Below are 25,455 nucleotides of genomic sequence, written 5' to 3'. Positions count from 1 at the left end.
GGCCCGACGGTCGGGGATCCCGCAACAGCCTTTACTTGTAACGCGGCTCGCCGCGATCCGCAATCGACGCTCTTCAGTTCTCCTGCGTCGAGGAGACCGGTTGCCTCCGTCGCCCGACCTCGCCGTCAGGGCCGGGCTCGCCCTGGCAAGACCCAAGCCTGGATGCGTCCCATAAGCCCGGTTACCATAAGGCCCTCGATCGAACGACCAGCCTCCGGCCGGCTCCTCTTGCGTTTCATCCTCAATGATCATCGCCTTTTTCCAGGAGACTTCCCCGATGCGCATCTCGCTTCTCTTGTCGCTCGCCCTCCTGGTCTCGGTTCCCGCGAACGCCGCCGATCACGAGTTACCACCCGGCTTCACCGCCCTCTTTAATGGTAGGTCGCTCGAGGGCTGGTCGATGGTCAACACGAAGGACAACTTTTTCGTGAAGGATGGAATCCTCGTCTTGAACAAAGGCGAGGGCTGGCTCGCTTCGGACAAGACGTTTTCCGACTTCGAGTTGCGGATCCGCTATCGCTTCGTGACCCCCGGTACCGACTCAGGCGTTTATATCCGCGCGGGACTTGAGGGAAAGAACTGGCCGAGCCAGGGGTATCAGATCCAGAATATGGACGACTTGAGCCTCGGCAAGGTCGTTCGGGTGAAGGGAAACCACAATGTCGACGTCCTCAAGCGAGTCAAAAAGGCGACCGGCGAGTGGCAACTGATGACGATCGTGGCTCGAGGCAAAAGCGCCACGATCGCGCTCAACGGTGAAGAAGTCGCTTCCACCGAGAACCTGACCCTTCTCAACGGCCGGGTCGGATTGCAAGCGGAAAGGGGAATCCTGGAATTCGAGCGGATCGACATCAAGCCGCTCCCCTGAGTGCGGCTGGCTCAGCTCGACTCACCTCTGTCGTCTCTCGAAGCCCTCAGCGCCTCTCGGGCGCGAGAAGGTTCGAGTTCACGGCAAGGTCGAGTAGAGCACGATATTCGTCGCGATTCGCAAGGCGCTCTCATAGCTATACCCCTTGCAATCAAGCCCCTGATGTCGCTCGAGGGCACACCCAAGGTCATACTTGGAATAGATGACCGCCCAGTGGCCGTCGATTTTGATCCCCTCGAGCTGCGGATAGTCGACTCCACCACCGGCCGCCTTGGTGAACCGGACATCGGCCAGGTCGTATCCGACTTTCTTCGAATAGATCTCGTCGTCTCGTGGGATCGGTACCAGGGGAGCGTTGGGCAACAAGGTCGCCACGAACTTGCGGAATGACGTGTCGAACGCAGGGCTGCCGCAGGCGGCATCGGCAAAAAGCGTCCCGCCTCCCGGAGAGAGGTGACGGCGAATCGCGTCGATATCTTCCTTCGCATACGTGAACGCCGCGCGGCCGTGGAGGTAGATAAGCGGGAAGTGGACGATGTTCGGATCGTTGGGAAAAAGCTCTTTGTGGTTGATGACCACATCGAGGCCGGACCTCTGTTTCAATGAGGTGGTCAAGTTCGGGATCGCCAACGGGGCGACGTTCCAGTCGCCCGCATGCACCAGCTTGGCGATATGCAAGGCCCCCCGCCTGGGACGATCCGGCTTGAAGTCCTTGACCTCGCGGACCGCCAACTTGTCGGCCGGGAGCTCGCGACCGGTCGCGTAGTCAACGACGTTCTGGCCCACCCGCAACGCTTTGATCACGGCCGGGTTCGCCGGGCTATTTTCCGCCTGGTTCCAGTAGCAGGACAGATCCTCTGGGGAGTAGATCACCACCGTCCTACAGCCGTGCTCGATCCCCCAGAGTGGGTGCACATCCGGGCTCAGCAAGTGCCGGGCTCGCCAGACCGCGTGCTCTTCGGCCAACGGGTGAAGCTTGTACTCTTCCTCAGAGAAGATCCTTTTCATCAACTCGCGAAATCCACTGTCGAACTCTTTATCGCCGCAACATGCCTCGGCGAAGATGAAACCTCCCTGCTCGACGAAGTCGCGAAGATTCTTCTCCCCTTCGGCGGTGAACTCGGGGGCTTTGTGACCATTGAAGTAAGCAATCGGCGCCTGCATCATATCTTCGACGGTCGAAACGTTCGGATCCACGATCTGCCAGGTCAGGAGTTGGCCGCCTAGGAGGGGTTTCCAGTCCCGGGAAACGACTCCCACCAGGTTACGGATATCGTCAGCGTCGTTATCCCAATCGGCCTTGGGTCCGTGGCGCAGTTTGTTGACCAAGACGGGCGATCGCCCTTTCGCCAGGAACAGGAGGGAGAAGCTGGTCGCGACCAGCGGGTCCTGTTCGAAAATCACACCACGCCAGAATCCGCGGAGGGGATCCTGATCGTGGACCAGCTTTTCAGCCCCCTCGCGATACCAGTCGTGGTCGCCGAAGAAGCGCCGACCCGTCAGTCGGCCCGCGCGTTCCATCCCGTAAAGGTAATAATAGCGCCATTGCTGACCGTGCCCGAAGTTATCGCCGACCCGAAAGTGGTTGGCCATCCAGTCGACGCCTCGCATCAGGTCGACGTTCAGCCCCCCCTTGCCGCAGTTGTGAATCTCGTCGCCGACGAGTGTCTCCTGCCCCTGATAGCGTTTCAAGCCCGTGATGATCAGGCTCGAGATCCCTGCGCAGGTCATGCTCCCGGTTGCGGGAGAACTCGACTCGGGAGTGTACGCCCAGCCGCCGTCGCGATGCTGGCAATTCTCCCAATAGCTTCGCGCCAGGGTCCAGACATCGGGGCGAACCGGAATCCCGACCTCGTTGGCCGCATGGAGGCCTAATAAGGCATATTGCGAGTTAGAGTTGTCACCGTGCTGATTCTTGACCACGGTGTAGGTCCACGACCCAGGCCAGTTGACGCGATCGGCGGGACGGATCTGGGCCCGCGTCAGCCACTCGACGTTGGCGACGAGCTTCAACTGGTCTCTCTCGGGCTCGGCCGCCGCGAACACCATGGTCTGCAGCGCAACGGCATAGGTGCTCTTCAATTCGTCCGGGCCGAAGTTTCGCAAGTACCCCAGCGCTCTGCGAATCGTCGGCGAGTTGACCGGCTCGCCGGCCGTTATCAGTGCCAACGTGATCAGGCTGGTTGAACCGGTGTGCGCATTATTGTCGACGTCACTCCACGACCCATCACCGCGTTGCTCTTGCTTGAGAAATCGAACACCCTCGCGTATGGCGCGCTCGACTTCCTCGCGAGTGACCGCCCCCTGTGCCGGCGACGTCAGAAGGGGCCCCGCATAGCCGGCGAGACCCAATACGATCGCGAGGAATCGCCCGATTCGCGACATGATAGGAAACCTCCCTGGCGGAGCCTCGGGGATCGAGATGCGCGTCAACGCCCCTTGTTAGCATGACGCGCCAACCCGCAAGGCGGCAAGCCGGGATCGAGAAGGGATTGGCGATTTCCTTAGGAGCTAAAACGAGAGGCGACCGCAAGGCCTCGGGCGAACACTCTGAACCACGCGCGGCGATCGTAAACGACGTGATGTGAGCGTCGCGGCCATCTCAGTCAGTGTCGTACCGGGCGGCGAGAGTGGACGGCAAAAGCCGCCCCGCCGCCCGGATCAGTTCCTCAGTTCCATGCGATCCGGCCGTTGCGAACGACAAGTCGCGCGAGCACAGCGGCGGGGACACGCACCAGGTCGGGGACGGGAAGGCGTTCCACCGTTTGAGGCTTGGGATCGGAATTGAGCACAGAGTAGAGTGTGCGTCCGTCGGCGGAGAAAATCGGGATCGCATGGGACTGCTTGGCTGCGATCGTGTGACTTCGAAGCTCATCCACGATCGGGGTCCCGGTCTCGGATTCAATCTCCAGCGGAGCCACTCGCAAGCCCCAGCCCTCTTCACCCGCCGCGTGGGTGAGGTAGGCCAACGTGAGTCCCGTCCCGGTTCCGGAGGAGTAGACGGTCGGGAGTGACTCGTCGGGGCTGGTGACAGCACCGGCAGTCGTCTCCTCGTCGTGCCCGATCAGTCGGCCCGCTCGAACGATCGCCGTGGCTTCCGGGTTCAGTTGGAGCCAGCCGAGTCGACTGCGCATCTTCGGCTTCCCATCCGGGCCCTTGACCATGAAGGTGAGCGAAGCGATCAGTCGATTTTTGAGCCGAGGATCCGTCGGCCAGATTGGGTCGTTGATGAATACCGGCTTTTCGCCGGCTGTGGCAACGTCCCAGGCCAACGCGGTCGGGCTCACCCCATCGATCACGCCCCCGGTTGGATCACATTCTTTTTCAAAAGTGTATCGATAGAGCCGACCATCCCCTGCCGCAAAAAGAACGGTCGAGGGTTCATCGGGTAAGAAACAGGGACGACTGACGGGCATCACATCCAGCTTGACGCGTTCGAGGGCCTGTCCGCCCGGAAACTTGAAGCGGCCCAAGCCACATCCCTGGCAGACACCATCCACCGCTTTCGAGCGACCGAGCCAACGTCCGACGACATCCGACTGGCCGCGGTCGTTCTCCCAGGGCGAACAGGCCGCGCTGTCGAACACATCCACTCCCTCCAAGTTGACGCGAGTGAGACCGCCGGTCTGAGGGTCGAGAACGCGAGGTAGTCGATCATAAGTGCGAAAGTGATATCCATTCACAGGTACAACAGTAGACGGCCTCAAGATGCGGAAACGCGCCTCTTGAGGAGCGAGCCGGCTGATCCCGATCGCGGTGATGCTCGAGACGATCAAAAGGTATATAAAACTGCGAAACAGCCGATTCAGTGACAAACTCATGGCTTCGCTCCCAACAATTTTCGTCGAATCGTTCCTCCACGGCCTGCGATTCAAAAGGCGCCGAGGGAAACAAGATCCAAACGCTCAATTGTCAACGAATTCATTAAGACTCAAAGTTGGACGCGTGACGCTTCCAAGAATGGATTGAGAACATTTCATATTGAACGTGCGAGCAATAAATGACGGAAAGAACGAGGCCAGGTTGCCTGGTCTTTCCGGGGTCGCGTCGACCGAGGGGGTGATCAGAAGGCTTTGTGATTAAGCCCTGGATCGGCAGCTGTCGTCAGGAAATCACCGTGACGAGCGCCAAGTGGGGAGGGAAAAGTCGAGGGCGGTCGTATGAATCTGGCGAGCGAAATGTAGGGGGCGGTCCACCGTCATCATTGTCCTCGTGGCGTTCAACTGCGGGAACTGTAAGTACGAGCCAGCATCGGCTGCCAATCCGTCAATGCAACTCAGGGACCAGAGCAGAATGATCACCTTGGAATTCTCCGGGCAGACCGCGAATTCGCGTGCTCCGTTCCAAAGTTATCTTCTTGCATGCCAATTAGTTAGCAACAATGACGTGATCGTTCGGTGGAATGTGATTCTCCCGCTGGATCTCGTGGTTTCGCGGCGCCTTTCCGTTGAGTTCCTCAGCAGCCCACGCTGACCGAGTAGGCAGCCTTGCCCGAACGAGCGACGATTCGGATCGCGCTGAACGCCCGAACGCGTCAACCCATGAGCCGGACTGTTCGTCGGCACGTCGCTGGTGTACGCTGGATTGGCTCAGGACAATTCCAAAAGATGGGGGCTGGAGGCGTTCGCCTCGAACATGTGCGGTATCGCCGGTTTTGTGAATCGTGCTAATCGACCCGTGGATCCGGCCGTGCTGGCGCGGATGACGACCACGCTGGCGCATCGGGGACCCGACGGCGAGGGCTTTCTGATCGAAGGTCCCGTGGCGCTGGGGCATCGCCGACTCTCGATCATCGACCTGGTCGGTGGCTCCCAGCCGATGGCCAACGAAGACGAGTCCATCTGGGTCACCTACAACGGCGAGATCTACAACGAACCCGAACTCCGGAAATCACTGCTGGCGCAAGGCCATACCTTCCGGAGTCAATCCGACACGGAGTGCCTGGTCCATCTCTATGAAGAGCACGGGACCGATTTTGTCCGTTTCTTGAATGGGATGTTTGCCCTCGCCCTCTGGGACAAGAAGCGGAACCGCCTGGTCCTGGCCCGCGATCGGATGGGGCAGAAGCCCCTCCTCTATGCCCAGACTTCCTCCGGCGGCCTGGTTTTCGGCTCCGAGGCCAAAGCACTCCTGGAGCATCCCGAGGTCTCTCGACGGCTCGACCTGTCAGGGCTCGCCCGCTATCTCTTTTATGAATATATCCCGGCTCCCTACTCGATCTGGTCGGGGCTTCGCAAGTTGCCGCCCGCACACGTCCTGGTCTGGGAAGAGGGCGAGGCACGCGTCTCGCGATATTGGAGCGCCCCAGCCTCGCTCAAGGAGAGCGAGAGTCCGCCGTTCGAGGTCGCCGCCGAGCAATTCTGGACCGACTTTCGGAGCGCGGTCGCCCGTCATCGCCGCTCTGATGTACCGCTGGGAGTTTTCCTATCGGGAGGCATCGACTCCTCGAGCGTGGCGGCGGCGCTGGCCGAGTTGGAGCCGGCTCAGGGCATTCACACATTCTCGATTGGATTCGCCGACCCGACCTTCGACGAGAGTCCCCACGCTCGGCGCGTCGCCCGCCATCTCGGCACCGATCATCACGAGCGGACGTTCTCCGTTCAGGCCGTTCAGGAACTCTTGCCCGACGTCGCGGGCTGGCTCGACGAGCCGTTCGGCGATGCCTCGATCTTGCCCACTCACCTGCTGAGCCGATTTGCTCGAAGCGAAGTGACAGTGGCGCTCGGAGGTGATGGCGCCGATGAACTGCTCGCGGGTTATCCCACGTTCGTGGCCGAGCGCGCCGCGGACCTGTTCCGCCGGCTTCCTCGTGCAGCGCGCGCCTTGGCCGGAGCCGCTGTCGGAAGGTTGCCGGTCAATCACGGCAACATCAGCCTCGACTTCCGGCTCAAACAGTTCCTCCGAGGAGCGGCCGAGTCGGCCCCGCTCGCCCATCAACGCTGGCTCGGCTCATTTTCTGGAGCGGAGATCAATCGGTTACTGATCGCAGGAGAGCCGGTGGACGTTGAGGCGGAACATCTGCTCCGCGCCAGCGGACTTGTGCCCACGGCCGACCCGCTCACCCGATCGCTGGCATTGTATCAGGACACTTACCTTCCCGATGACATCCTCGCCAAGGTGGACCGCGCGAGTATGGCCTGCGGCCTGGAAGTCCGCGCGCCGTTTCTCGATGCCCTGTTGGTCGACTCGATGCAATCCCTTCCCGCCAGCTTCAAGTACGGTCGCAACCAGACCAAGCGGCTCTTGAAGAAGGCCGCGGCCGGGCGACTCCCTGCATCGATCCTCGACCGTCCCAAGAAGGGCTTCGGAATTCCCGTGGCCCACTGGCTCCGCGGCCCTCTGGCCGGGTTACTCAGCTCGTTGCTCAACCGCTCGCGCCTGGAACGTCAGGGGTTGTTCGATCCCAACGAAGTCGCGCGGCGGATTGGTGAGCACTCGGCCGGCGTCCGCGATCACCGCAAACCACTCTGGACCCTGTTGATGTTCCAGCTCTGGTACGATCGCTGGCACGGTTCTTGAGCGTCGTGTGATTGATCCCGTCCACGGGATCGCGTACCCTGTCCCTCCTGGACTCCTGGAATCGTCGTGCTGGGAGTCGGCAAGAGAGCGTAAAGCCTCTCAAGACAAGACAGAACGCCCGGCGGGGCAGATCGAGTTTTTGAAGTTCGCCAGTTCATCGCCGCCCTGGTTCGGCTTTTGCGATCAAGAACCTCGTTGACTCCGTTCGATTCCGACGCTTATCGCCCTTGGGTCCTCGCAGACTTTGGGACATCCCCCTTGGCACCTTGCCGGAATCGCCTCTGATGCGAATCCTCGTCGTCTCCGATATTCACGCCAACTGGTCAGCGCTTGCCGCGATCAACGAACCGCATGACGTCTGTCTTTGCCTGGGGGATCTCGTTGACTACGGCCCCGACCCCGCGCGCTGCGTCCGCTGGGCCATGGAGCACGCACAATACGCGATCCGGGGGAATCACGATCATGGCGTGGCCCAGGGAATCACGGTCAGCGGCGAGACAGGGTATCGCTACCTCACCCGGGTCTCACGCCCACACGTCTGGAATGCCCTCGGCTTCGATGAACGGCGATACTTGCTGCGACTTCCGCTGACCCAGAGATTTACGCTCGGCGGGCGGCGGTTCTACCTCGTCCACGCGACTCCGCGCGATCCGCTTGACGAATACTTGATGAAAGACCGGTTGCTCTGGGCCAAACGCGTTCAAAACATCGATGCCGACATCGTTTGCGTTGGCCATTCGCACATGCAATTTAACTTATCCGTCGACGGGACAGTCGTGCTCAATCCGGGGAGCGTCGGCCAGCCTCGCGACGGCGATCCAAGGGCTGCGTACGCAGTGATCGACGACAACAAGGTCGAACTCAAACGCGTGGCCTATCCCATCGAAGAGACGATCTCCCGGATTGAGGCAACAGCCTTGCCCGATCGTGCGAAGCAGCTCATGAGCCATTCCCTTCGCACGGGCCGCCTGCCCGACGCCTCAACCGCCCTCGAGATCCGAGAATGAGCGGCCCGCCAAAACGACGCTTCCCACTCCAGGCGAACCGCCCCGAGGCGTCATTCTCCGTGACTTCGAGGTTCTCAGTCGCTGCCTTGAGCCTGCTCTCGACGCCCTCGGAGCTCCTCCATGTCGACGCGTGACTGGCTGTGGATCGCAGTCGCCACCGTCGCGCTCAGCCAACTCGCCTTCATCCTATTCCTGCCCTGGTTCGTTCAATCTCTCCTCCGGCTTCTCCTTTTCCCTCGCTATCGTTTGCGGATCCAAGGTCTGGAGTACGTTCCCAGAACGGGCCCGATCCTCTTCGCGGCGAACCATGTGAGCTGGATCGACGGGTTCATCCTGGCGGCAAGCTGCCCAAGGCGTGGGCGGGTCCTCGTCAATGCCGACTTTCTCCGGCTACCGTTCCTCGGGTTCATTGCCCGACGCGCAGGCTTGATCGCCGTTCCTTTTGGCGGCGGCCGCACCGTTCGCGCCGCGATCCGGGCCGCGCAAAAAACGCTCGACGATGGCAATGCCATCGGATTGTTCCCCGAAGCCCAGATCACCCGCAATGGATTGCTCGGCCCCTTTTACCGAGGCCTTGAGGTCATCCTCAAGGGACGAGCCCAGGTGCCGGTCGTCCCCGTGTACCTGGACAACCTCTGGGGAAGTTTCTTTAGCTACTCGGGAGGCCGATTCTTTCAGTCGCGTCCCAAGAAGGGGAGGCGAACCATCAACGTCGTCTTCGGCGCCCCGATTCCCCCGCCGATCACCAAGTTCGCAGTCCGCCAAGCTCTACTCATCGCAGGGGTTCGCGCAGCCGAGCTTCGCGGTCTCCACCTGCCTCCACTTGAGACAGTCGACCCCGCGCTCCCTCACCTCAATCACCCAGAACTCGGCCCGTTGACGGGTTCTACCCCCGACGTCCATCTGGCCGATGTCCACCAGATCGGACACAAACCAGGCTCGGTGGGACTTCCCCTTCCGGGCGTCGCCCTCAGAATCGTCGACGCCGCCGGAGTTGCAGTTCCACCGGAGTCAGACGGGCGATTGCAGGCCCTGCTCGCTGGCCGCCAAGAATGGCACGACACCGGTCTCCAGGCCAGTTTCGACGACGACGGTTTCGTTTATCTCCGCGCCCAGGCGCCAACCGAACCGGATCAGGCCGAACCCCGCTCGATCCGGTGAGATTCGACGAATCTGACGAGACAAACCGGTATCATCCCGAGCCGGAAGAGGCTCAGGAGTCGTCCGCCTCGATCGGTTCCCAACGCGTCCGGTTGAATGCGGAACGCGGGTGGCAAGGGTTGATTCACAACCCTCGCCACACTGGAGCCGGTCGATTGAGAACTCGCCCGCTGATTCTTGAACGCAATCCCACTCTTTAGACGCGATTGGAAATCAATGCGTTGGGGGCAGGGGGGGGTGAAGAAGAGGAGACACTCGGTCGGCTCGGTTCCTCCGCTTCGCTAAGCGGCTTGGCATCGAGCAAGCGTCGCATCGCCGCTTCATAACCGACGATTCGGATATTTTCTAAGATGCGAGTGGCACGCGAACAACCGATTGCATGCGCAAGATCAAGGATTTCCCGCTCCTCCGCGGAGAGCGGATCGGTCGTAATCGCGGGGTCATTTTCCAGGGTATCGTCGGCCAAATAGTCAAGTGAGACACCGACCGCCTTGGCAAGACGGAAGGCATTCTCCAAACCGGGTCGCGATTTTCCGGCAAGAATTCGCGAGATCTCCGAGTCGCTGACCTTGGAGATTTTCGCCAGTTTCTGGCCATTCAGGCCCCGACGGACCATCTGGCCGAGAAGCTTCTTCTGAAGTGGCGAGGCCTTGTCGGCATCCATGATCGAACGTCCTCGATGTGCCAACATCTCGTGAAAAGGAGCTTTTGGGTGCCCCAAACCTAACTCTACCACATTTCCCGATCCCGAAAACAGCCCTCTCCTGAATTAGCAAATAATATCCTATCGGTCGCAATTATCTTGCGAACTACGGACATCGCGTGTGATAAACGCACAATATCCTTGCGTCTGTATTCCCTCACACGAGACCAGAAGGGGCGCAGCCGAATCAGGAGAATCGGGAATGATGATTCGAGAGGTCGACACCGAAGCGGCGCAGCGCATCAGGTGCCGAGACATTCATACGTCTGGGCGTGGGGAACGCCGATGGGTGAGGCGCTCCAGCTTCGGTTACGAACTTCGGCGAACGACGTAATGGGTCAGACTTCGCAGCACCGTCTTCGCACTCGAATCGGCAAGACCTTCGAGAGCCGAGTGGGCGCGTTCGGCGTGTTCCTTGGCACGATTCCAGGAATACTCCAAGGCGTCGGAAGAATCAAGATAATCCCGCAGACTCCGTCGATCGGGTTCGGATTCGGCGAGTAGGCGCCTGACGGCGGAGGCGGTGGAGGGAGGGGCGGTGGCGAGGAATCGGATGAGGGGGAGCGTGAGCTTTTGCTTCTTGAGGTCGGTGCCCAGGCTCTTACCGGTATTTCGCTCTTCACCCCAGAGATCCAGGACGTCATCGGCGATTTGAAACGCGATTCCAAGGTCCCGACCGTAGTTTTCCATGGACTGGACCACGGAGTTGGGGGCCCCTGCGTAGTGGGCTCCGAGCCGGCAAGAGACCGCGGTCAACTCGGCGGTCTTTCCTTGAATGATCGAAAAATAAGCATCTTCATCGAGGTCGAGATTTCCCCGGTGGTGAACCTGCTGCATTTCCCCTTCGCAGACCAGGTTCGTCGCATGGCCGATCCAACGGCAGGCCAAGGTCGAGTCGAGCGAGGCGGCAAGGTGGAAGGCGTGCGTGAAAAGGTAGTCACCCAGGAGAACAGCCGGTTCGTTGCCCCACTCGGCATTGACTGTGGCCGCGTGCCGCCGAACCAGGGCCTCGTCGAGGATATCGTCATGGACCAGGGTGGCGGTATGGATCATCTCGACCACGGCCGCGAGGACCGGGTGAGACCCGTTGATCGTGCCGGACGCACGCGCCGAGAGCAGGACCAGGGCCGGCCGGAGTCGCTTCCCGCGGTAGTCTGCGCAGTGATCGACGAGTTGTTGCACGAACGGGAATTTGCTGCCAAGCTCGGCTTCGAAAACTCGCTCGGATTCGGCCAACTGGTCGACGATCGGCGCATAGACAGCCGCTAGTTTCCCGTTCGCTTCCTCAGGCTTCATCAGTGATTGCGACGACATCCCGCGGCTCCCAATGACACAACGAGCGTTTCATCTCAAGCGAAAGCAAGGAAGATTCGCCGAGCCTTGAGGTTCGATCCACACTCGAACTCTCGTAAGAACCGAACCCATCCTGCTGCCTTAACCGGTCTCAAGTTGCCTCGCGCCGAAAATGGCCGCGACGACCGCCGGACTTCTCCTCCAAGCGGACCGAGTCGATCACCATCTCGCGATCGACGGCCTTGCACATGTCGTAGACGGTAAGTGCCGCAACACTCACCGCTGTCAACGCTTCCATCTCGACGCCCGTTCGCGCACAGACCTTCACCGTGGCTTCGATGCGAAGAGTCGCCTGATCGATCGCGGTGAACTCGAGCTGGATGCTATCCAGTCCGAGTGGGTGACAAAGCGGGATCAAATCTCCGGTGCGCTTCGCGGCCATGATTCCGGCCAACCGGGCGACTTCCCGAACATCCCCCTTGGCCATCCCGCGGTCGAGAATCAAGCGGAGCGTCTCTGGCCGCATTCGGACCAGCCCGCTTGCGCGTGCCAGTCGTTGGGTCGCCTCTTTCTCCGAGACGTCCACCATCCGACTCGCTCCCGAGTCGTCGAAATGGGTCAGCCCCGACATACCTGCGGCTCCTTGTTTCAATTCGTTCTGAACGTATTTTACAAATCGTCTCCGGGATGGCTAGGCACAATCCTGAATCAAGGTCGCGATCGGGATGGGGTGGGTGCGGATCGGGGAGTCGGGGCAGGGGGGGGAAGCTGCCAGAGAGCGGAGAGCCAAACCCCTTGTCTGGTCCGCGCCAAGACCTGGCGGCCTTGGCTGAGCCGCGCACGAAGCTCGGGGCGCCAGTAAGCGGTTCTTCGAGAGACGACGATCCACTCGGCGTTCAGGGCCGTGTCCTCGTCCCTGAGGAGGACGGGTCGCTGGCCCATGGCTCGCGTGGTCGAAGCGATCCCCTGGCCTGGATAGAGCGTGGGAGCGAGCGCGGCGGAGGCGTCAGGTGCAGCCTCCCGCACCAAGCGGTCCAGCAAGACACGGTCGACGGCGTCGTTCCAGTAGGTCAGCTCCAGTCCCAACTGCTCAGCGCCCGGGAGTCCACCGACCAGGGCATTATAGTAGCTCAGGCCGAACGGGTGAGTGGTCATCACCCCAAACCCTTGGGCCAGGAGGACCAGGCCGAGGAAGACACGGCACCAGGCCTGGTGGGCGGAGCGGCGATGCCAGGCGAGCGAAAAGGCTCGTCCAATCAGAATCGCCCAGAGGGGAAAGACGAGCAAGAAAAGGCGCTCGCCATCGTAGACCGGGATCCGGGTACTGAACAAAAGGAGGAAAAAGCTGATCGAACCGGCCAGAAGGAGCGGAAAGGGATCGATCCGACGATGCCGCCACCCGTGAGCCAGCCCCAGCAACCCGAACGCATGCAGGCCAATCGGCACCGTGACCGCGAAGTAGAACCAGGGGTAATGCCAGGGGACGTCCCGATCGAGATAGACCTGGCCGAAGTAGAGGACGCGAAGCGACGCACGCTCCACCCCCGTTCCCCAGTAGGCCCGAATTCGATCGAACGAGTCGTACCAGAGCCAGGGCCATCCCAGCACGAACAAGGCCAGACCGCTCCCTCCCCAGATCATCAGCAATCCCAGCGCCCTGGTGAGCTTGATCCGGCTCAAAGCCCAGACAAGCAAGATCGGGGGCAAGAACCAGGCATGGATCTTGGTCAGAAGTGCCAGCCCGAAGCCAAGCCCGGCCCCTGCCATGGCGAGGGGGGCCCGAGGGTGCTCAAGGCTCCGCTCGGCCCGCAGCAATGCATTGACCCAGAAGAGGCAAATAAAGGTATCGAGCGCACCCAGATGGGCGTGGGCGAACACACGAGGCATCATGACCAGGGCGAAGCCGGCCGCCAAGCCGGCGACCCGACCGTACCGACGTCCCGCCGAGTGGACGACCAGACCAACCAGCAGCGCAAACGCCAATGCCGGGGCGAGCCGGGCGGCGTGCAGATAGAGCCCGATCGGGTCGGGTCCCCCCATCAGCACGATTTCCAACGGTGCGCCTAAAGTCGAGGCGATCCCAAGGAGCCAACGTCCGAGCGGTGGGTGTTCGGCATTGTCGCGGAAGACGGCATCGACCACCCTCGGTGAAAAGAACCGCCAACCATTCGCCTGCAAGCTCGCGACGTAGGTCCGCCCGGGTCGAACGTCGAGCGGTTCGTCAATCGTCACCCCAGGGTCGCCCAGTGTGAGCACAACGGCGAGAGCCGCCCCAACCGCCGCAACCACGGCGAGACGTCCGACGCTCCAAAAACCTGCCGGACGACCATGTTCGGATATCACCGGGAAGGGTTCACCTATCGAGGGGAAAGAATCGAGTCCGGTCGAGCTTCGACCCGCCACTTCCGGGTCATTATGAACGATGAGCGTGAACGGAGCGACCCAGCACCCACACCCGCTCGAGGCAGGGCGCAAAAAAAATCGAGCCAGAGGTTCGCCCGGCACAACGCCGGGACGAACCTCGGGCTCGATCATCGATCAAGCAGACGCGACGGGGGGGCGATTCAAGGCTCGTCGGCCTTCTTCTGCGAAATCAGACGACGCACTCGCTCGGCGAGCAGAGCACCGTCGAACGGTTTCTTGAAGGCATCGTTGAAACCGAGCGAGTAGAGTTCCTCGCTGGGCTCATCGCTGGTCAGAGCAACGAGAATCGTCGAGATGTGATCCGGGCTCTTGCGAAGGTTCTGGGCAATCTGCCCCGCTTCGATCCGGCCGACGGCCAGGTCGATGACGATGCAGTCGGGGTGGAAGCTCTCGGCACGGATGCCTGCCTCGAAACCCGACGCCGCCGTCTCGATCCGGAAGTCGTCCCCCTCGCGAAGCTGCTCGCGAAGGCTTCCCAGCATCGGGGCATCGGCGCCCACGACCAGGATCTTATGGTAGACCTCGGCTTCGAGATCTCCCAAGGGCATTCCATGCTCCTTGAGGAACCGAAGCAGATGCTCGCGAGGGATTCGACGGTCTTGCGAGCCGGGAATACGATATCCACGCAAGCGGCCCGAATCGAACCACTTGCTAACGGTTCTAGGCGCGACTTTGCAAATCTTCGCGACCTGACCGGTTGTAAACACTTTCTTCATCGTCGAGGACTCCACTCGCCCAATTTTCGGTGCGAGACCTCGGAGGTTGCCTCACCCCTCCGGATTGACCCAATGTCGGCGCGGTGACAGTCCCGGCTAGGCGGCGTCAGTCCAGCCCGCGTTAACGGACAGACCTGCCGCGAAAGACGGCGATCGTAATGAACGCTCCGACCCCGCTCCCGTGCCCTGCCGTACTCGCTACCGAAACGGTCATCCACGATATTTTAAATACGTCGTGAACGAGCGTTTAGATCGCAAGCGGTACTCGGGTCGGCAACCCAAGCCCATCGACAAGATCCGAGACACTCCTCGCTGATCGCGAAGGGTTGCCCGGTCTAGGGCCACCAAAGAGGTAATCACTCGCCTCCTTGCCGTAGCGAACCTGACCGTCAAGACTATTTTTCGAGCAAATCGGCGTGTGACTTTAGGATGGACCAGGACTAGCTCGACTAAACGAACAAGTCCTGGCGAAAAGTCAATCTGCGAGGAATCTCGAGACTGAACAGCATGGGGAGTTTGGGCAGATTTTATGGTAGGCGGGGCAAGATTTTCAGGGCAATTTGCGGTCTAGACTTCCCATTTTACCGACGACGGAGGCGATCGAAGAATCCGCGCTTCTCGCTCGTCTCCTGGCTCGATTTGGTGATCGCCTCGTCCGACTTGGGCTCGTCCTGCTTCGGTTCGTCCCTCTTGGCCTCGTCCGGCTTCGCGGCGTCCTTGTCCTTCACACTGTCGGTGGTCTTGTCCCCGTCCTTGGCGGCGTCCTTCTTGGCGGCCTTGCCGAAGAGGCCGAAGAATCGCCGACGGGGCACCTCCACGCTGGTCTTGTTGACCTCGTCATCCTTCTTGGTCGTGTCCTTGCCGAGGATCGCAGCCTGCAAGTACTCGGACGTCGGCACGGGGACGGCATCGACGACCACCGGCCCTGGCATGTTTCTCTGGAGGGCGGCTGCCTTGAGGATGGCGACAATGTCGGGGTATTTCGCGCCGAGGTTGGCCGTCTGGCGAATCACGTCGTCAATGTCCAACGTGGCGTGCACCTTGGCATCCTCGTCACCCGGCCGACCGGAGCCGATCTTGCTGATCTGCAACGCGTGGTCGCCGTCGGCGGCATTCAGGAGAATGGGGCCATTGCCCAAGACGATGGGCGTGAGCAGTCGTTGGCCACGGCCGAAGACCACGATCTCACAACGTTTGGTCTTCGCGAGGTGGACCAGTGGGGGGCCGTCGTTATCCACGACATACAGTGAGAACGGGTCGGTCCGTTGAGTGCGGGACGAACTCGAGGTTCTTGCGATCGCCACCGACATCGACTGGGAGCCGTCGATCTCGTCTTCGTCATCCCTGGGGTCCTCAAGAACCCGGACCCGGCCCAGAAACGGATCGCTCTCGTCGAGCGTCCGGAGCGCATTGAACGCGCCGTAGCGGACGGGGATCTCGGGGACTTCCATCAGGCTGACCAGTTTCATCCGGGCTGCCGACTGGTCGGTGGCCGCAAGGGCCGCCAGTGCGAACGGGCGGAAATCCGCATTCTTGATCGCGTTTTCGCCCAGCACGTCGGCTCCCGAAGCATCGTTCAGGTAAGCGAGCGCCTCGGCCGCAAAGAATTTGACTTGCTCGTTAGGGCTGGCCAGCCCCTTTTTGAGGGTATCGACGGCCGTGATCCCGATCCCTTCGAGTCTGAGCGCCGCGACTCCAGCCTTGGTCGGATCGAGCAATTCCTCGCCCCAGGTCGCGATTCGCATCTGAGTCAGTTGCGGGCTATCGACGACCGGTAACAACTTGATCACGCGGAAATAGCGGTTCTGGTTATGCTTGTAGACTTTGGGGACCCGAAGCTCCAGGAAGCTGTCGGTCTTAGCGGTTGCCATTCCATTATGCTTGACCCCCTCGGTCTGGTGGAACCGATGGTTGACCACATTCTGGAGCAGCTGCGCACTCTTGAAACTCTTGCGATTTTCTTTAAGTTCGAGCCGAAACGGCGAATCCTTCTTCACCCGAGCACCACCCAGCACCCGCCCCACCTTGGGATCATCGGGCTTGGCATCGGTTCCGATCATGACCGGGCCCTTCGCCAGGGCAAGTTCCTGCCCTTCTTTGGGCGTGCCGCCAGCGAGCGCTACTTCCTTGAGTCGGCATTCGAGCAGCATCCCCCCGGCGAGGCTCGTCGTCCCACACGCGGGAGGGAGTTCGAGTTCGACGTCAAGGCGGTCACCCTTCGCAGAGCCGGTCGGTATCGTCAGCCGAGCGATCACGATCGAGACTCTCGGGTCGGCCAGCAGCTTCTCGGCGTTCTCAACCCCCGCTTTGCGCATCTCGTCGACAAGCCGCTCGCGATACCACGAGGGGGGAGGCTCCGATCCCGTATTGTCGAGCCCGACAACGAGACCGACCCCCTCAAGACGCATGCTATTGTGGGTGGAGGTAAAGATTGAAGCGAGGTTGGTGACGGTCTCTTCGACCTTAGGTGGCTTCTCCTGCTTCTTGAACGGCGAGCCAGCCCCAACGAGGGCCACTGCCGCGATCGCCGATAGGGCCAAGCAGGTCCTATTGCGCCTTGCGTGATTTCGCCACATTTGGCCAGCCTCCTTGCCCATCAATCTGGGGAGAACCCCCCGGCCACGACTCGAGAACCAAGCCACGACCTGAACATGCGACCGCCCGCTCCACATCCTTGTGAGGCTAACGGCGGCCGAACTTTATTATCTTTGAGAAATCGGGTCAAGTCTGAATCCGGCCCCTTGACAAAGAATTAGTGGAGCAACAAGCGAACAACACGCTCGACTCCCCACTTGAGCCTGATGAATTCGTTAGGATCGGGATGGGGCTAGGGCTTGTCCTCATGTTAGAATCGAAGGTGAGTCGGCCTGGCTCTGGAGAGGAATCCAGGGAACACAGGCCGAAGCCTTCGAGTTTGCCCGATGAACGCCGCTCCCACGATTGCTCGCGATCCCCACTTGTTGGCCGAAGAGGTTCGAGACCTCGCCACATGCGCCTACGAGGCGTTACACGCTCCACTGACCAATGTCCAAGAGACTCGGGAACTGACAGAGCGCATCAGGCACCTTCAGGGCCTGATGGGCAGCATGGCCTCGAACGACCTCAGACTCTGGCTGGAAAACCTTCGGCGCCGTATTGATGCGCCGGCTTCCGAATCATTAACTGCACCAGGTGTCCGATAGCTCGCACCGTCTCATTCCGAAGAAATCATCCGAGTGCCGGCGGGCCTGCTCGCACGCATTGCCGCCCGACGCGGCGTCTGCTGACGATGATAAGGCGCATCCGATTGAGGGGAACCCAGTGACCGATTGTTGTCCTGTTCCCCTCGCTCCCTCCTGATTTCTCCCCCCTCGGAAAATCCCGGCACGAAAATCGCACCAACATTGGGATGGGGTGAAAGGTCACCCCATCCCAAAACGGTTCGGGTGGACGCATGCGCGGAGGTGCCCAAACCAGTGGGCACGTTCGCTCCATCGGCATCAAGTGCCGGATGGCGTCGATCCGGCTCGTTGTGTCTACGAGAGAAGTGAGGTGGCTTATGTCGACCAACCGGTTTGAGCTTCAGGAGGTCTCTCAGGAACTGAACGACGACGAGTGGGCAATCATCGATTTCTGTCGCGCGCTGCACATCGATAAGGAGGAAGCTCTGAAGCGACTCTCCACGCCTTCGTGCTCACTTCATCTGCTTTATGGCCAAGAACTCGCAGCCAATCTTTCCTCTGTCGACAGTGAACTCTCGCAAAGCCAACCTGATCCCGTCGCCCTCTCCGGCCATGAGAATCCGACCTGCTCCGACAGGATCAGGTCGGATTGAAGCAAGGTTCAACCCGTGTGATCTCGTCGCTGACGACCGACGACCCGCGCTGGCCCTGAGGATTCAGGCACCGCGAGAGTCAGGTCGACGTGGGGGCGGGCGCTGTGGTCAGCGAGTTTGCGGGGGATTCCGCCAACGCGGCCGACCCCTCAATCCCGGGCCATGAAGCGGTTGTCGTTTAACTTGAATCACAGGGTCGCCCCGCAATACAATAGTCGTGTCTTATGACCGTCGGTGGCCCTGAGGTGGGAGACGGCCCCCGCTCGGCGCTGCTCCTGTCTCTTTAGTTCCGTGGCGGCGTGTTTCCCCGCGGGTTCGACACCCATCCTCCAGGGCACTCCACTGGTATGTCCACCTCCGGCGATCGGATCACGCACCTCCTTGATGAGTTTCGCCATTCACGCGATGTGATGGTGGCCGAACTGAACAAGGTCGTCATCGGTCAGCGCGACGTCATTGACCAGATCATGGCGGCAATCTTCACTCGAGGCCACGTCCTACTCGTGGGCGTTCCCGGCCTGGCGAAGACCCTGATGGTCAGCTCGATCGCCAAGATCCTCGACGTCGGATTCAAGCGAATCCAGTTCACGCCCGACCTGATGCCATCGGACATCACCGGCACCAACGTACTGGAAGAGCCCGAAGCAGGACGCCGTGCGTTCCGGTTCGTCCCCGGGCCGATTTTCTCGAACATCATCCTGGCGGACGAGATCAACCGAACTCCCCCGAAGACCCAGGCCGCCCTGTTGCAGGCGATGCAGGAACGGGAAGTGACGGTCGGCCAGGAAACGCTTCATCTGCCTGAACCCTTCTTTGTCATCGCCACTCAGAATCCAATCGAGCAGGAAGGAACTTATCCACTGCCCGAGGCGCAACTCGACCGGTTCATGTTCGACATTCGGGTTGGCTATCCGACCTTGGAAGAGGAGAAGCGGATCCTCTCGTCGACGACCAAGGGCGAGTCGGTCGAGCTCAAGAAAGTCCTTTCGGGCAAGGCGATCCTCAACCTCCAGAAGCTCGTGACCTCGGTGCCGGTCTCCGACTATACGGTGGAGTACGTCACCCGCTTGGTCCGCGCCACGCGTCCGGGAGATGAGAAGTCGCCTCAGTTCATCAAAGACCTGGTGGATTTTGGGGCTGGGCCTCGCGCCGGCCAAAACCTCATCCTTGGGGGCAAGGCGATGGCGGCCCTGGACGGCCGTTTCAGCGTTTCACTCGACGACATTCGCCGCGTCGCGATCCCGGTCCTCCGGCACCGAATCAGTACCAATTTCCAGGCCCAGGCCGAGGGCCAGACAACCGAATCGCTGATCCGGAAATTGATCGCCGAGGTCAAGGAGCCCGAAGTGCCCAAGTACGAGCGGAGAGGAATGAATTCCTGAGCGCCTGGCCCCGAGACCGGCAGAAATCCTTCCTCGATTCGCTTCTCCGCAACATTGAGAGTGAGGTTTCCCCCCGTGTCCAGCACGGCCGAAAAGTATTTGAAGCCCGAGGTCATCCGCCAGGTGGCGCGGCTCGACCTCCGTGCCAAATTCATCGTCGAGGGGTTCATCGCCGGCCTCCACGCCAGTCCGTTCCAGGGCTTCTCGGTCGAATTCTCGGAGCATCGCAAGTACAGCCCTGGCGACAACATTTCCGACGTCGACTGGAACGTCTACGCCAAGACCGATCGCTTCTATGTCAAGAAGTTCCAGGCCGAAACGAACCTGACGGGCTACCTCGTCATGGATCTCTCCGGTTCCATGGGCTACACCTACCGGCAGGAACTCACGAAATTTGAGTACGGAATCAGCCTGGCCGCCGCGCTCGGCTACCTGATGATCCACCAGCAGGATCCGGTCGGTCTCATCGCCTTCGACGAAAAGGTCCGCCAAAGCCTGCCTCCCAAGAGTAAGCGGTCGCAGCTCGGCAACATCCTCTCCCTGCTCGCCAAGCTCCAGCCGGCCGGCGAAACGGCGATCGCCAAGAGCCTGCACCAGGTCGCCAGTATGATCCGCCACCGTAGCCTTGTCATGATCTTCAGTGATCTGCTGGGGGATCCCGAGCCCATCCTTCATGCCTTGCACCGGCTCCGATTCGCAGGGCACGACGTGATCATCTTTCACATCCTTGATGAGGCCGAGGCGCTCTTCCCTTTCAACGGCATGATCGAGCTCGAAGACAATGAAACCCATGAGACCCTGTTGGTTGATGCCGACGGGATCAGGGCCGACTATCTCGAAGAGGTCGCCTCGTTCCAGGAAAAGTATCGCAAGGAGTGCCGGAACGCCCGCATCGACTACACGGCGCTCCATACCGGAATGCCCTTCGACAAAGCCTTGATGAGCTACTTGCTCAGTCGGCAGTCGCGCGGTTGAGTCCGGGAGCGAACCCAAGCGATTGCGCAACTCCGGGCGGTTGAGTTCATCTCGGCGGCACCGAAGAATTGTGAGAGAAGCATGAACACCGCGCGAAACTCAGAGCCGGACGGAGCGACATGGATATTTCCCTGATTCACGCGGGGCTCGCCGCGGGGACCGCGATGGCGGCCGTTCCGGTGATCCTGCACCTGTTCATGAAGCAACCTCCCAAGCGCGTGATCTTTCCCGCACTCCGACTGATCCGCGAACGGCAAAAGCGGTCCCGGAAGACGCTGAAGATCAAAAACTGGCTGCTCTTGCTCGCCCGGATGGCCCTGCTCGCGCTCATGGCGCTGGCACTGGCACGACCTCGCCTCTTCTCACAGACCTCCCTTGGCGGCGACCAGGAAGTCCCGACGGCCGTCGGGCTCGTCTTCGATACCAGCCTTTCGATGGGCTACAAGCCCAGAGACAAGTCGCTCCTGGACGACGCGAAGCAACAGGCGAACGATATCCTCAAGAAAATGCCCGACTCGAGTCAGGTCTTCGTGATCGACTCGGCGGAACCGGGCGCTCCGCCCCCGCTCTCGCCGGCCGCCGCGCGAAAGCGAGTTGATGGAATCGTTCTGCGACCTGCCAATCGTCCGCTGAATCTGGCGGTCGGGCAGGCCTACGCCTCGGTCGCCGACTGCGATCGACCGCGTCACGAGGTCTACGTACTGACAGACATGGCCCGTTCTTCCTGGGACCGAGACCGGGCAGTCGAAGGACTCGATAAGGTCAAAAAGGTCAAGTCGGGAATTGCGACCTACATCGTGCGGATGGCCCCCAAGGACATCCACGACGTGGCAGTAACCGAGGCCTCGCCCTCGGTCAGCGTGGCCACACAAGGAGAGTCTGTCGAGATTCGAGCCAAAATTCGTTCTCAAGGGCCTGCCACCTCGCGCATGGTTCAGTTCGATCTCGACGGCAAACTCCGGGACCAAAAGCAGGTCACACTGGCGGCCAACGGTGAGACCGAACTGATATTCATGACCCCCAAACTCGATCCGGCGATCCCGATCCATAAAGGGGTCGTCCGCCTCAGCGGTGCGCCCGACCCTTTGTCATTTAATGACAGCCGATTCTTTACCTTCAAAGTCCAACCGGCCATGAAGGTTCTGGTCATCTCCGATCGTGAGAACGACGCCCAGTTCGTGGCCGATGCCCTCGACCCCGATCCTGGTTCACTCCCGACCGGTACGCCTCGTTCGTGCCAGGTGGAGTCAATCCGAACCGCGAAATTCGAAGCACAGACGGGTGACGCCCTCAAGAACAATACGGCCGTGTTCCTCCTGAACGTCAAGGAACTCAGCGAGACCGGATGGAGCCGCCTGAATGCGTTCGTTCGCGAAGGGGGCGGCCTGGTGATCGGCCTGGGGGAATACTCCAGTCCCGAGAACTACAACCTCCCGGAAGCCTCGCAGCTCATCCCCGGTTCGTTGACCAAGAAGGAATCACCCAAGGAAATCAGTTTTGGAAAGATCTCCGACCTGACCCATCCCCTTTTCCGGAGCTATCCACGGCAGCTCGGCGAGATGCTCTCGCAGATCCCGATCTATCACTACTGGGGAATCACTCCTCCCAAGGGGTCTCGAACCCTGCTCGCCTACTCCAACGGGGCGCCTGCCCTCGTCGAACGGTCATTCCAAGGGAAAAAGAACGGTCGGGTCTTGCTCTGGACCACCCCCTTGTCGCGAGTGACCGATTCCCGCTTGAAAACCGCCTGGAATGAGTTTGCGCTGCCGGTCGGCGAAAACTGGTCGTTCTTTCTCTTGATGAAGCAGACGATTCCGTACCTGGCGGGAACGTCGAGCGAACAGTTGAACTACGAGGTCGGACAGGATGCGATCCTGCCGATCGATCCGACCCGCCGGTTCAAAAACTACGTCATGCAGAGCGAGGACGGCAAAACCACCGAGCGACTCAACCCGCCCGTCGACTCACTCGTGATCGTCTCTCCGCCCACCGGCCAGTGGACAGTCACCGCCTCTAACTCCGAGGGGGAGAAAACGCTGATGGGTTTCAGCGTCAATCCGCCACTCTCCGAGATGAATTACGCTCCAATGGAGGCCAGTGACTTCGACGCGATCTTCGGCAAAAAGGGCTACAATCTGGCAACCGACGCCGAGAGCCTGAAGCGAGAGGTAACGATGAGTCGGGTCGGGTTCGAGATGTTCCCCTGGCTCATGGGCCTGATCTTGATCCTCGTCACCCTCGAAAGCCTGCTGGCCAACAAGTTCCACCGCGAGAGCGCTCCGCGAGGGGCCGTGGGAGCGCCCGCGTGATGGTCATGAGCACGCCGCACAGGACTCGAATTCACCAACCGGAGCCGCTCCGAAGGTCGTTACGATGAGCGTGAGTTTCGACCCGATCAGTTCCTGGTTCGTGGTCGCCATGGCCGCGCTGATCGTGACCGGCCTGACCGTCTGGGCCTACGCACAGCGGATGCGAGGCACCACGGGAAGGTGGCGTTGGTTCGCGTTGGGCCTACGTCTGGCCGCGGTCTTGCTCTGCGTGGTGGCCGCCCTGAGGCCGTCGGTGATTCTCCAGGAGAAGAAGAAGCAGCCGGCCTCGGTACTCTTCTTGCTCGACGACTCGAAGAGCATGCAATTCAAGGATGAGGCCGGAGGCAAGAGCCGCTGGGAAGCCGCTCGGACCGCACTCGACCTGGCCCGACCCGTGGCCAAGAACCTCGGACCGAACCTCGACGTGAAGTTTTACCGCTTCAACTCCACGCTTCGCGAAGAAGTGAGCGGTGAAAAAGAAAATGAAAACGCCGAACCGAACGGCCGTGAGACCGCGCTCGGCGGCGCCTTACTCGAGGCCGTCAAGCGCCAGGCCGGCACGCAAGTCGCCGCGCTCGTCGTTCTTTCCGATGCCTCGAACAACGCCGGGTTGAATCCTCTCGTCGCCGCACGCCGGCTCCGCAGTCAGCAAATCCAGATCACCGCCGTCGGAGTCGGTTCGGAGAGCGCCGGCCCAACGTCGAAAGACATTTCGATCCGCGGCTTTGACGCCGGTTCCTCCGTCTTCGTCAAGAACCAGCTCCAGATCAAAGGGTCGCTCGTCGTTCGAGGTTTCCCCAAGCAACCGATCGAGCTCGAAATGCTGGTCGATGACAAGCCGGTGGCCAAGACGACCCTCGAGGCTCCGCTGGGGACCGAAGTCATTCCGATCAAAGGTTTAAAATATATCCCCCAGACGCCGGGCGAAAAACTGCTCACGCTCCGGGTCAAACCCAAAGATCAGGAATTGCTCACCACAAACAATGAGTCGAGCACCTTCATTAACGTCCTTTCCGGCGGCCTGAACGTCCTGTTCGTCCAGGGACCCTCCTCCCCCTGGGAATACAAGTTCTGGAACCGAGCCGTGACGTCCTCACCCGACATTCAGGGGGACGTGGTCGTGCTCCGCAAACCGGCCGAGAACGGGGTGGGTGAGCTCGATGACGCGGTCTTTGCGCCAGGAAAATACAATGTTTATATTCTGAGCGACGTGCCCGCCAATTTCTTGTCGACACAGCAGCAGCACCTGCTCACGATGGCCGTGGAAAAAGACGGCGCCGGGCTGATCATGCTCGGTGGCCGCTCGAGCTTCGGTTCGGGAAACTGGGCCAACACCCCTGTCGCTAACATCCTGCCCGTGAAGATCAGCCCCAACGACGGCCAGTTGGAACCCAAAGACGGGGTCCGATTCGATCCACAAACCTCAGGGCTCGAGAATTATCTCTTCCAGATCGGTGCGACCCGCGAAGAGAGCAAGCAAATCTGGGCGACGCTCCCCCCGCTGACCGGCACCAATCGCTTCGGCGAACCGAAAGCGAACGCGATGGTGCTCGCAAGGACCGGTGATACGAACGCGGAGCCGCTGATGATCGCCAGCGACATCGGGGCAGGGCGGGTGATCGCCTTCGGCGGCGAGACGTGGGTCTGGCCCCGAGCCTCGGATCAAGGCCAAGCGGCTCACCGAAGGTTCTGGAGACAGGTGACGTTTTGGCTCTCGCACAAAGAGGACGAGGGAGAGGATAAGATCAAGCTGACGCTCGACCAGCGCCGGCTCTCGGTGGGGGAAACCTTGGGGTTCTCGGTCACCGCACGCGACGCCAAAAACGCGCCGATCCCCAACCTTACGTATCAGGCCGTGGTCACCGTCGAGGGATCGAAAAAGACGGAGGAGCCGGTCCCGGTCTACAACGAGAAGGACGCGGCTCGAGGCTCCTATCCGGTGATCGGCCAATCCGGCTTGTATCGAGTGACCGTCATCGCGAAACGGAACGGCCAGGAGGTGGGCCGGGACAGCTCCCGTTTCCTCGTCTATCAGGACGACCGAGAGATGGAGAATCCCGCCGCCGACCTCGATTTGCTCCGGCAAATGGCCGAGACCACAGGGGGGCAGTATCTCCCCTCGGAAGGGTTACCCAAATACCTCAAGAGCCTCGACGGTAAGATCTCCACCGAATCGATGACTCAGATCGAGCACAAGATCTGGGACAACTGGCCCTTCTTCCTGCTCTTCACCGCGATCCTGACACTTGAGTGGTGGCTTCGCAAACGCCACGGCTGGGTCTGA

At 60.8% G+C, this 25,455-nt stretch carries 16 protein-coding genes; 8 read left to right on the top strand and 8 right to left on the bottom strand.

The window, feature by feature from the left end:
* Positions 1–277: 277 nt before the first annotated feature.
* A complete protein-coding gene (locus V5E97_RS32715; RefSeq protein WP_406695734.1) occupies positions 278–868 on the top strand; it encodes a 3-keto-disaccharide hydrolase in 591 nt (196 codons plus the stop codon).
* A gap of 78 nt (positions 869–946) precedes the next feature.
* Here V5E97_RS32715 and V5E97_RS32710 read toward each other — a convergent pair whose 3' ends face one another.
* Both V5E97_RS32710 and V5E97_RS32705 read right to left on the bottom strand, forming a co-directional pair.
* A complete protein-coding gene (locus V5E97_RS32710; protein ID WP_406695733.1) occupies positions 947–3,253 on the bottom strand; it encodes a DUF4159 domain-containing protein in 2,307 nt (768 codons plus the stop codon).
* A 284-nt stretch (positions 3,254–3,537) separates the two neighbouring features.
* Complete coding sequence (locus V5E97_RS32705; protein ID WP_406695732.1) at positions 3,538–4,689, bottom strand: hypothetical protein; 1,152 nt, start codon at positions 4,687–4,689, stop codon at positions 3,538–3,540.
* Between the two features lie 868 nt (positions 4,690–5,557).
* Here V5E97_RS32705 and asnB point away from each other — a divergent pair.
* The 3 genes from asnB (at position 5,558) to V5E97_RS32690 (ending at position 9,555) form a co-directional block, all read left to right on the top strand.
* Positions 5,558–7,387, top strand: a complete 1,830-nt coding sequence (gene asnB, locus V5E97_RS32700; protein ID WP_406695731.1) for an asparagine synthase (glutamine-hydrolyzing) — start codon at positions 5,558–5,560, stop codon at positions 7,385–7,387.
* Between the two features lie 284 nt (positions 7,388–7,671).
* Positions 7,672–8,394 carry a metallophosphoesterase family protein gene (locus V5E97_RS32695; protein WP_406695730.1) on the top strand — a complete coding sequence of 241 codons (723 nt, stop codon included), beginning with the start codon at positions 7,672–7,674 and terminating at the stop codon, positions 8,392–8,394.
* Positions 8,395–8,514: 120 nt separating this feature from the next.
* Positions 8,515–9,555, top strand: a complete 1,041-nt coding sequence (locus V5E97_RS32690; protein WP_406695729.1) for a 1-acyl-sn-glycerol-3-phosphate acyltransferase — start codon at positions 8,515–8,517, stop codon at positions 9,553–9,555.
* Positions 9,556–9,751: 196 nt separating this feature from the next.
* Here the strand turns inward: V5E97_RS32690 and V5E97_RS32685 are convergent, their stop codons facing one another.
* The 6 genes from V5E97_RS32685 to V5E97_RS32660 form a co-directional block, all read right to left on the bottom strand.
* Positions 9,752–10,219 carry a helix-turn-helix domain-containing protein gene (locus tag V5E97_RS32685; protein WP_406695728.1) on the bottom strand — a complete coding sequence of 156 codons (468 nt, stop codon included), beginning with the start codon at positions 10,217–10,219 and terminating at the stop codon, positions 9,752–9,754.
* A 348-nt stretch (positions 10,220–10,567) separates the two neighbouring features.
* Entirely contained in the window at positions 10,568–11,572 is a 1,005-nt protein-coding gene (locus V5E97_RS32680) for a polyprenyl synthetase family protein (protein ID WP_406695727.1), read from the bottom strand.
* A 130-nt stretch (positions 11,573–11,702) separates the two neighbouring features.
* Complete coding sequence (gene moaC / locus V5E97_RS32675; RefSeq protein ID WP_406695726.1) at positions 11,703–12,182, bottom strand: cyclic pyranopterin monophosphate synthase MoaC; 480 nt, start codon at positions 12,180–12,182, stop codon at positions 11,703–11,705.
* 77 nt (positions 12,183–12,259) lie between these two features.
* Complete coding sequence (locus V5E97_RS32670) at positions 12,260–13,840, bottom strand: ArnT family glycosyltransferase (protein ID WP_406695725.1); 1,581 nt, start codon at positions 13,838–13,840, stop codon at positions 12,260–12,262.
* A gap of 275 nt (positions 13,841–14,115) precedes the next feature.
* Positions 14,116–14,691, bottom strand: coding sequence for a helix-turn-helix domain-containing protein (locus V5E97_RS32665; RefSeq protein ID WP_015246121.1), 576 nt, complete (start codon positions 14,689–14,691; stop codon positions 14,116–14,118).
* Positions 14,692–15,272: 581 nt separating this feature from the next.
* On the bottom strand, positions 15,273–17,267 hold the full coding sequence (locus tag V5E97_RS32660; RefSeq protein WP_406695724.1) for a flagellar basal body P-ring protein FlgI: 1,995 nt from the start codon (positions 17,265–17,267) through the stop codon (positions 15,273–15,275).
* A 1,585-nt stretch (positions 17,268–18,852) separates the two neighbouring features.
* Here V5E97_RS32660 and V5E97_RS32655 point away from each other — a divergent pair.
* From V5E97_RS32655 to V5E97_RS32640, 4 genes are all read left to right on the top strand, one after another.
* Positions 18,853–19,887, top strand: a complete 1,035-nt coding sequence (locus tag V5E97_RS32655; RefSeq protein WP_406695723.1) for an AAA family ATPase — start codon at positions 18,853–18,855, stop codon at positions 19,885–19,887.
* Between the two features lie 75 nt (positions 19,888–19,962).
* Entirely contained in the window at positions 19,963–20,862 is a 900-nt protein-coding gene (locus V5E97_RS32650) for a DUF58 domain-containing protein (protein ID WP_406695722.1), read from the top strand.
* Positions 20,863–20,981: 119 nt separating this feature from the next.
* A complete protein-coding gene (locus V5E97_RS32645) occupies positions 20,982–23,171 on the top strand; it encodes a BatA domain-containing protein (RefSeq protein WP_406695721.1) in 2,190 nt (729 codons plus the stop codon).
* Positions 23,172–23,235: 64 nt separating this feature from the next.
* Positions 23,236–25,455 (top strand): glutamine amidotransferase, encoded by a 2,220-nt coding sequence (locus tag V5E97_RS32640; protein WP_406695720.1) that lies wholly within the window; start codon positions 23,236–23,238, stop codon positions 25,453–25,455.

It is taken from the genome of Singulisphaera photorubra, assembly GCF_045290345.1.
In the GTDB taxonomy this organism is placed as follows: domain Bacteria; phylum Planctomycetota; class Planctomycetia; order Isosphaerales; family Isosphaeraceae; genus Singulisphaera.
The sequence above is the reverse complement of the archived record's forward strand: the minus strand, read 5'-3'. Positions and strand labels throughout refer to the sequence as shown.

Bases quoted from the DNA above. Each gene is read 5' to 3' on its own strand.
- V5E97_RS32695 (WP_406695730.1), top strand. From the start codon at position 7,672: ATGCGAATCCTCGTCGTCTCCGATATTCACGCCAACTGGTCAGCGCTT.
- V5E97_RS32685 (WP_406695728.1), bottom strand. From the start codon at position 10,219: ATGGATGCCGACAAGGCCTCGCCACTTCAGAAGAAGCTTCTCGGCCAG.
- V5E97_RS32715 (WP_406695734.1), top strand. From the start codon at position 278: ATGCGCATCTCGCTTCTCTTGTCGCTCGCCCTCCTGGTCTCGGTTCCC.
- V5E97_RS32710 (WP_406695733.1), bottom strand. From the start codon at position 3,253: ATGTCGCGAATCGGGCGATTCCTCGCGATCGTATTGGGTCTCGCCGGC.
- V5E97_RS32705 (WP_406695732.1), bottom strand. From the start codon at position 4,689: ATGAGTTTGTCACTGAATCGGCTGTTTCGCAGTTTTATATACCTTTTG.
- V5E97_RS32680 (WP_406695727.1), bottom strand. From the start codon at position 11,572: ATGTCGTCGCAATCACTGATGAAGCCTGAGGAAGCGAACGGGAAACTA.
- V5E97_RS32660 (WP_406695724.1), bottom strand. From the start codon at position 17,267: ATGTGGCGAAATCACGCAAGGCGCAATAGGACCTGCTTGGCCCTATCG.
- V5E97_RS32655 (WP_406695723.1), top strand. From the start codon at position 18,853: ATGTCCACCTCCGGCGATCGGATCACGCACCTCCTTGATGAGTTTCGC.
- moaC (WP_406695726.1), bottom strand. From the start codon at position 12,182: ATGTCGGGGCTGACCCATTTCGACGACTCGGGAGCGAGTCGGATGGTG.
- V5E97_RS32645 (WP_406695721.1), top strand. From the start codon at position 20,982: ATGGATATTTCCCTGATTCACGCGGGGCTCGCCGCGGGGACCGCGATG.
- V5E97_RS32690 (WP_406695729.1), top strand. From the start codon at position 8,515: ATGTCGACGCGTGACTGGCTGTGGATCGCAGTCGCCACCGTCGCGCTC.
- V5E97_RS32640 (WP_406695720.1), top strand. From the start codon at position 23,236: ATGAGCGTGAGTTTCGACCCGATCAGTTCCTGGTTCGTGGTCGCCATG.
- V5E97_RS32665 (WP_015246121.1), bottom strand. From the start codon at position 14,691: ATGAAGAAAGTGTTTACAACCGGTCAGGTCGCGAAGATTTGCAAAGTC.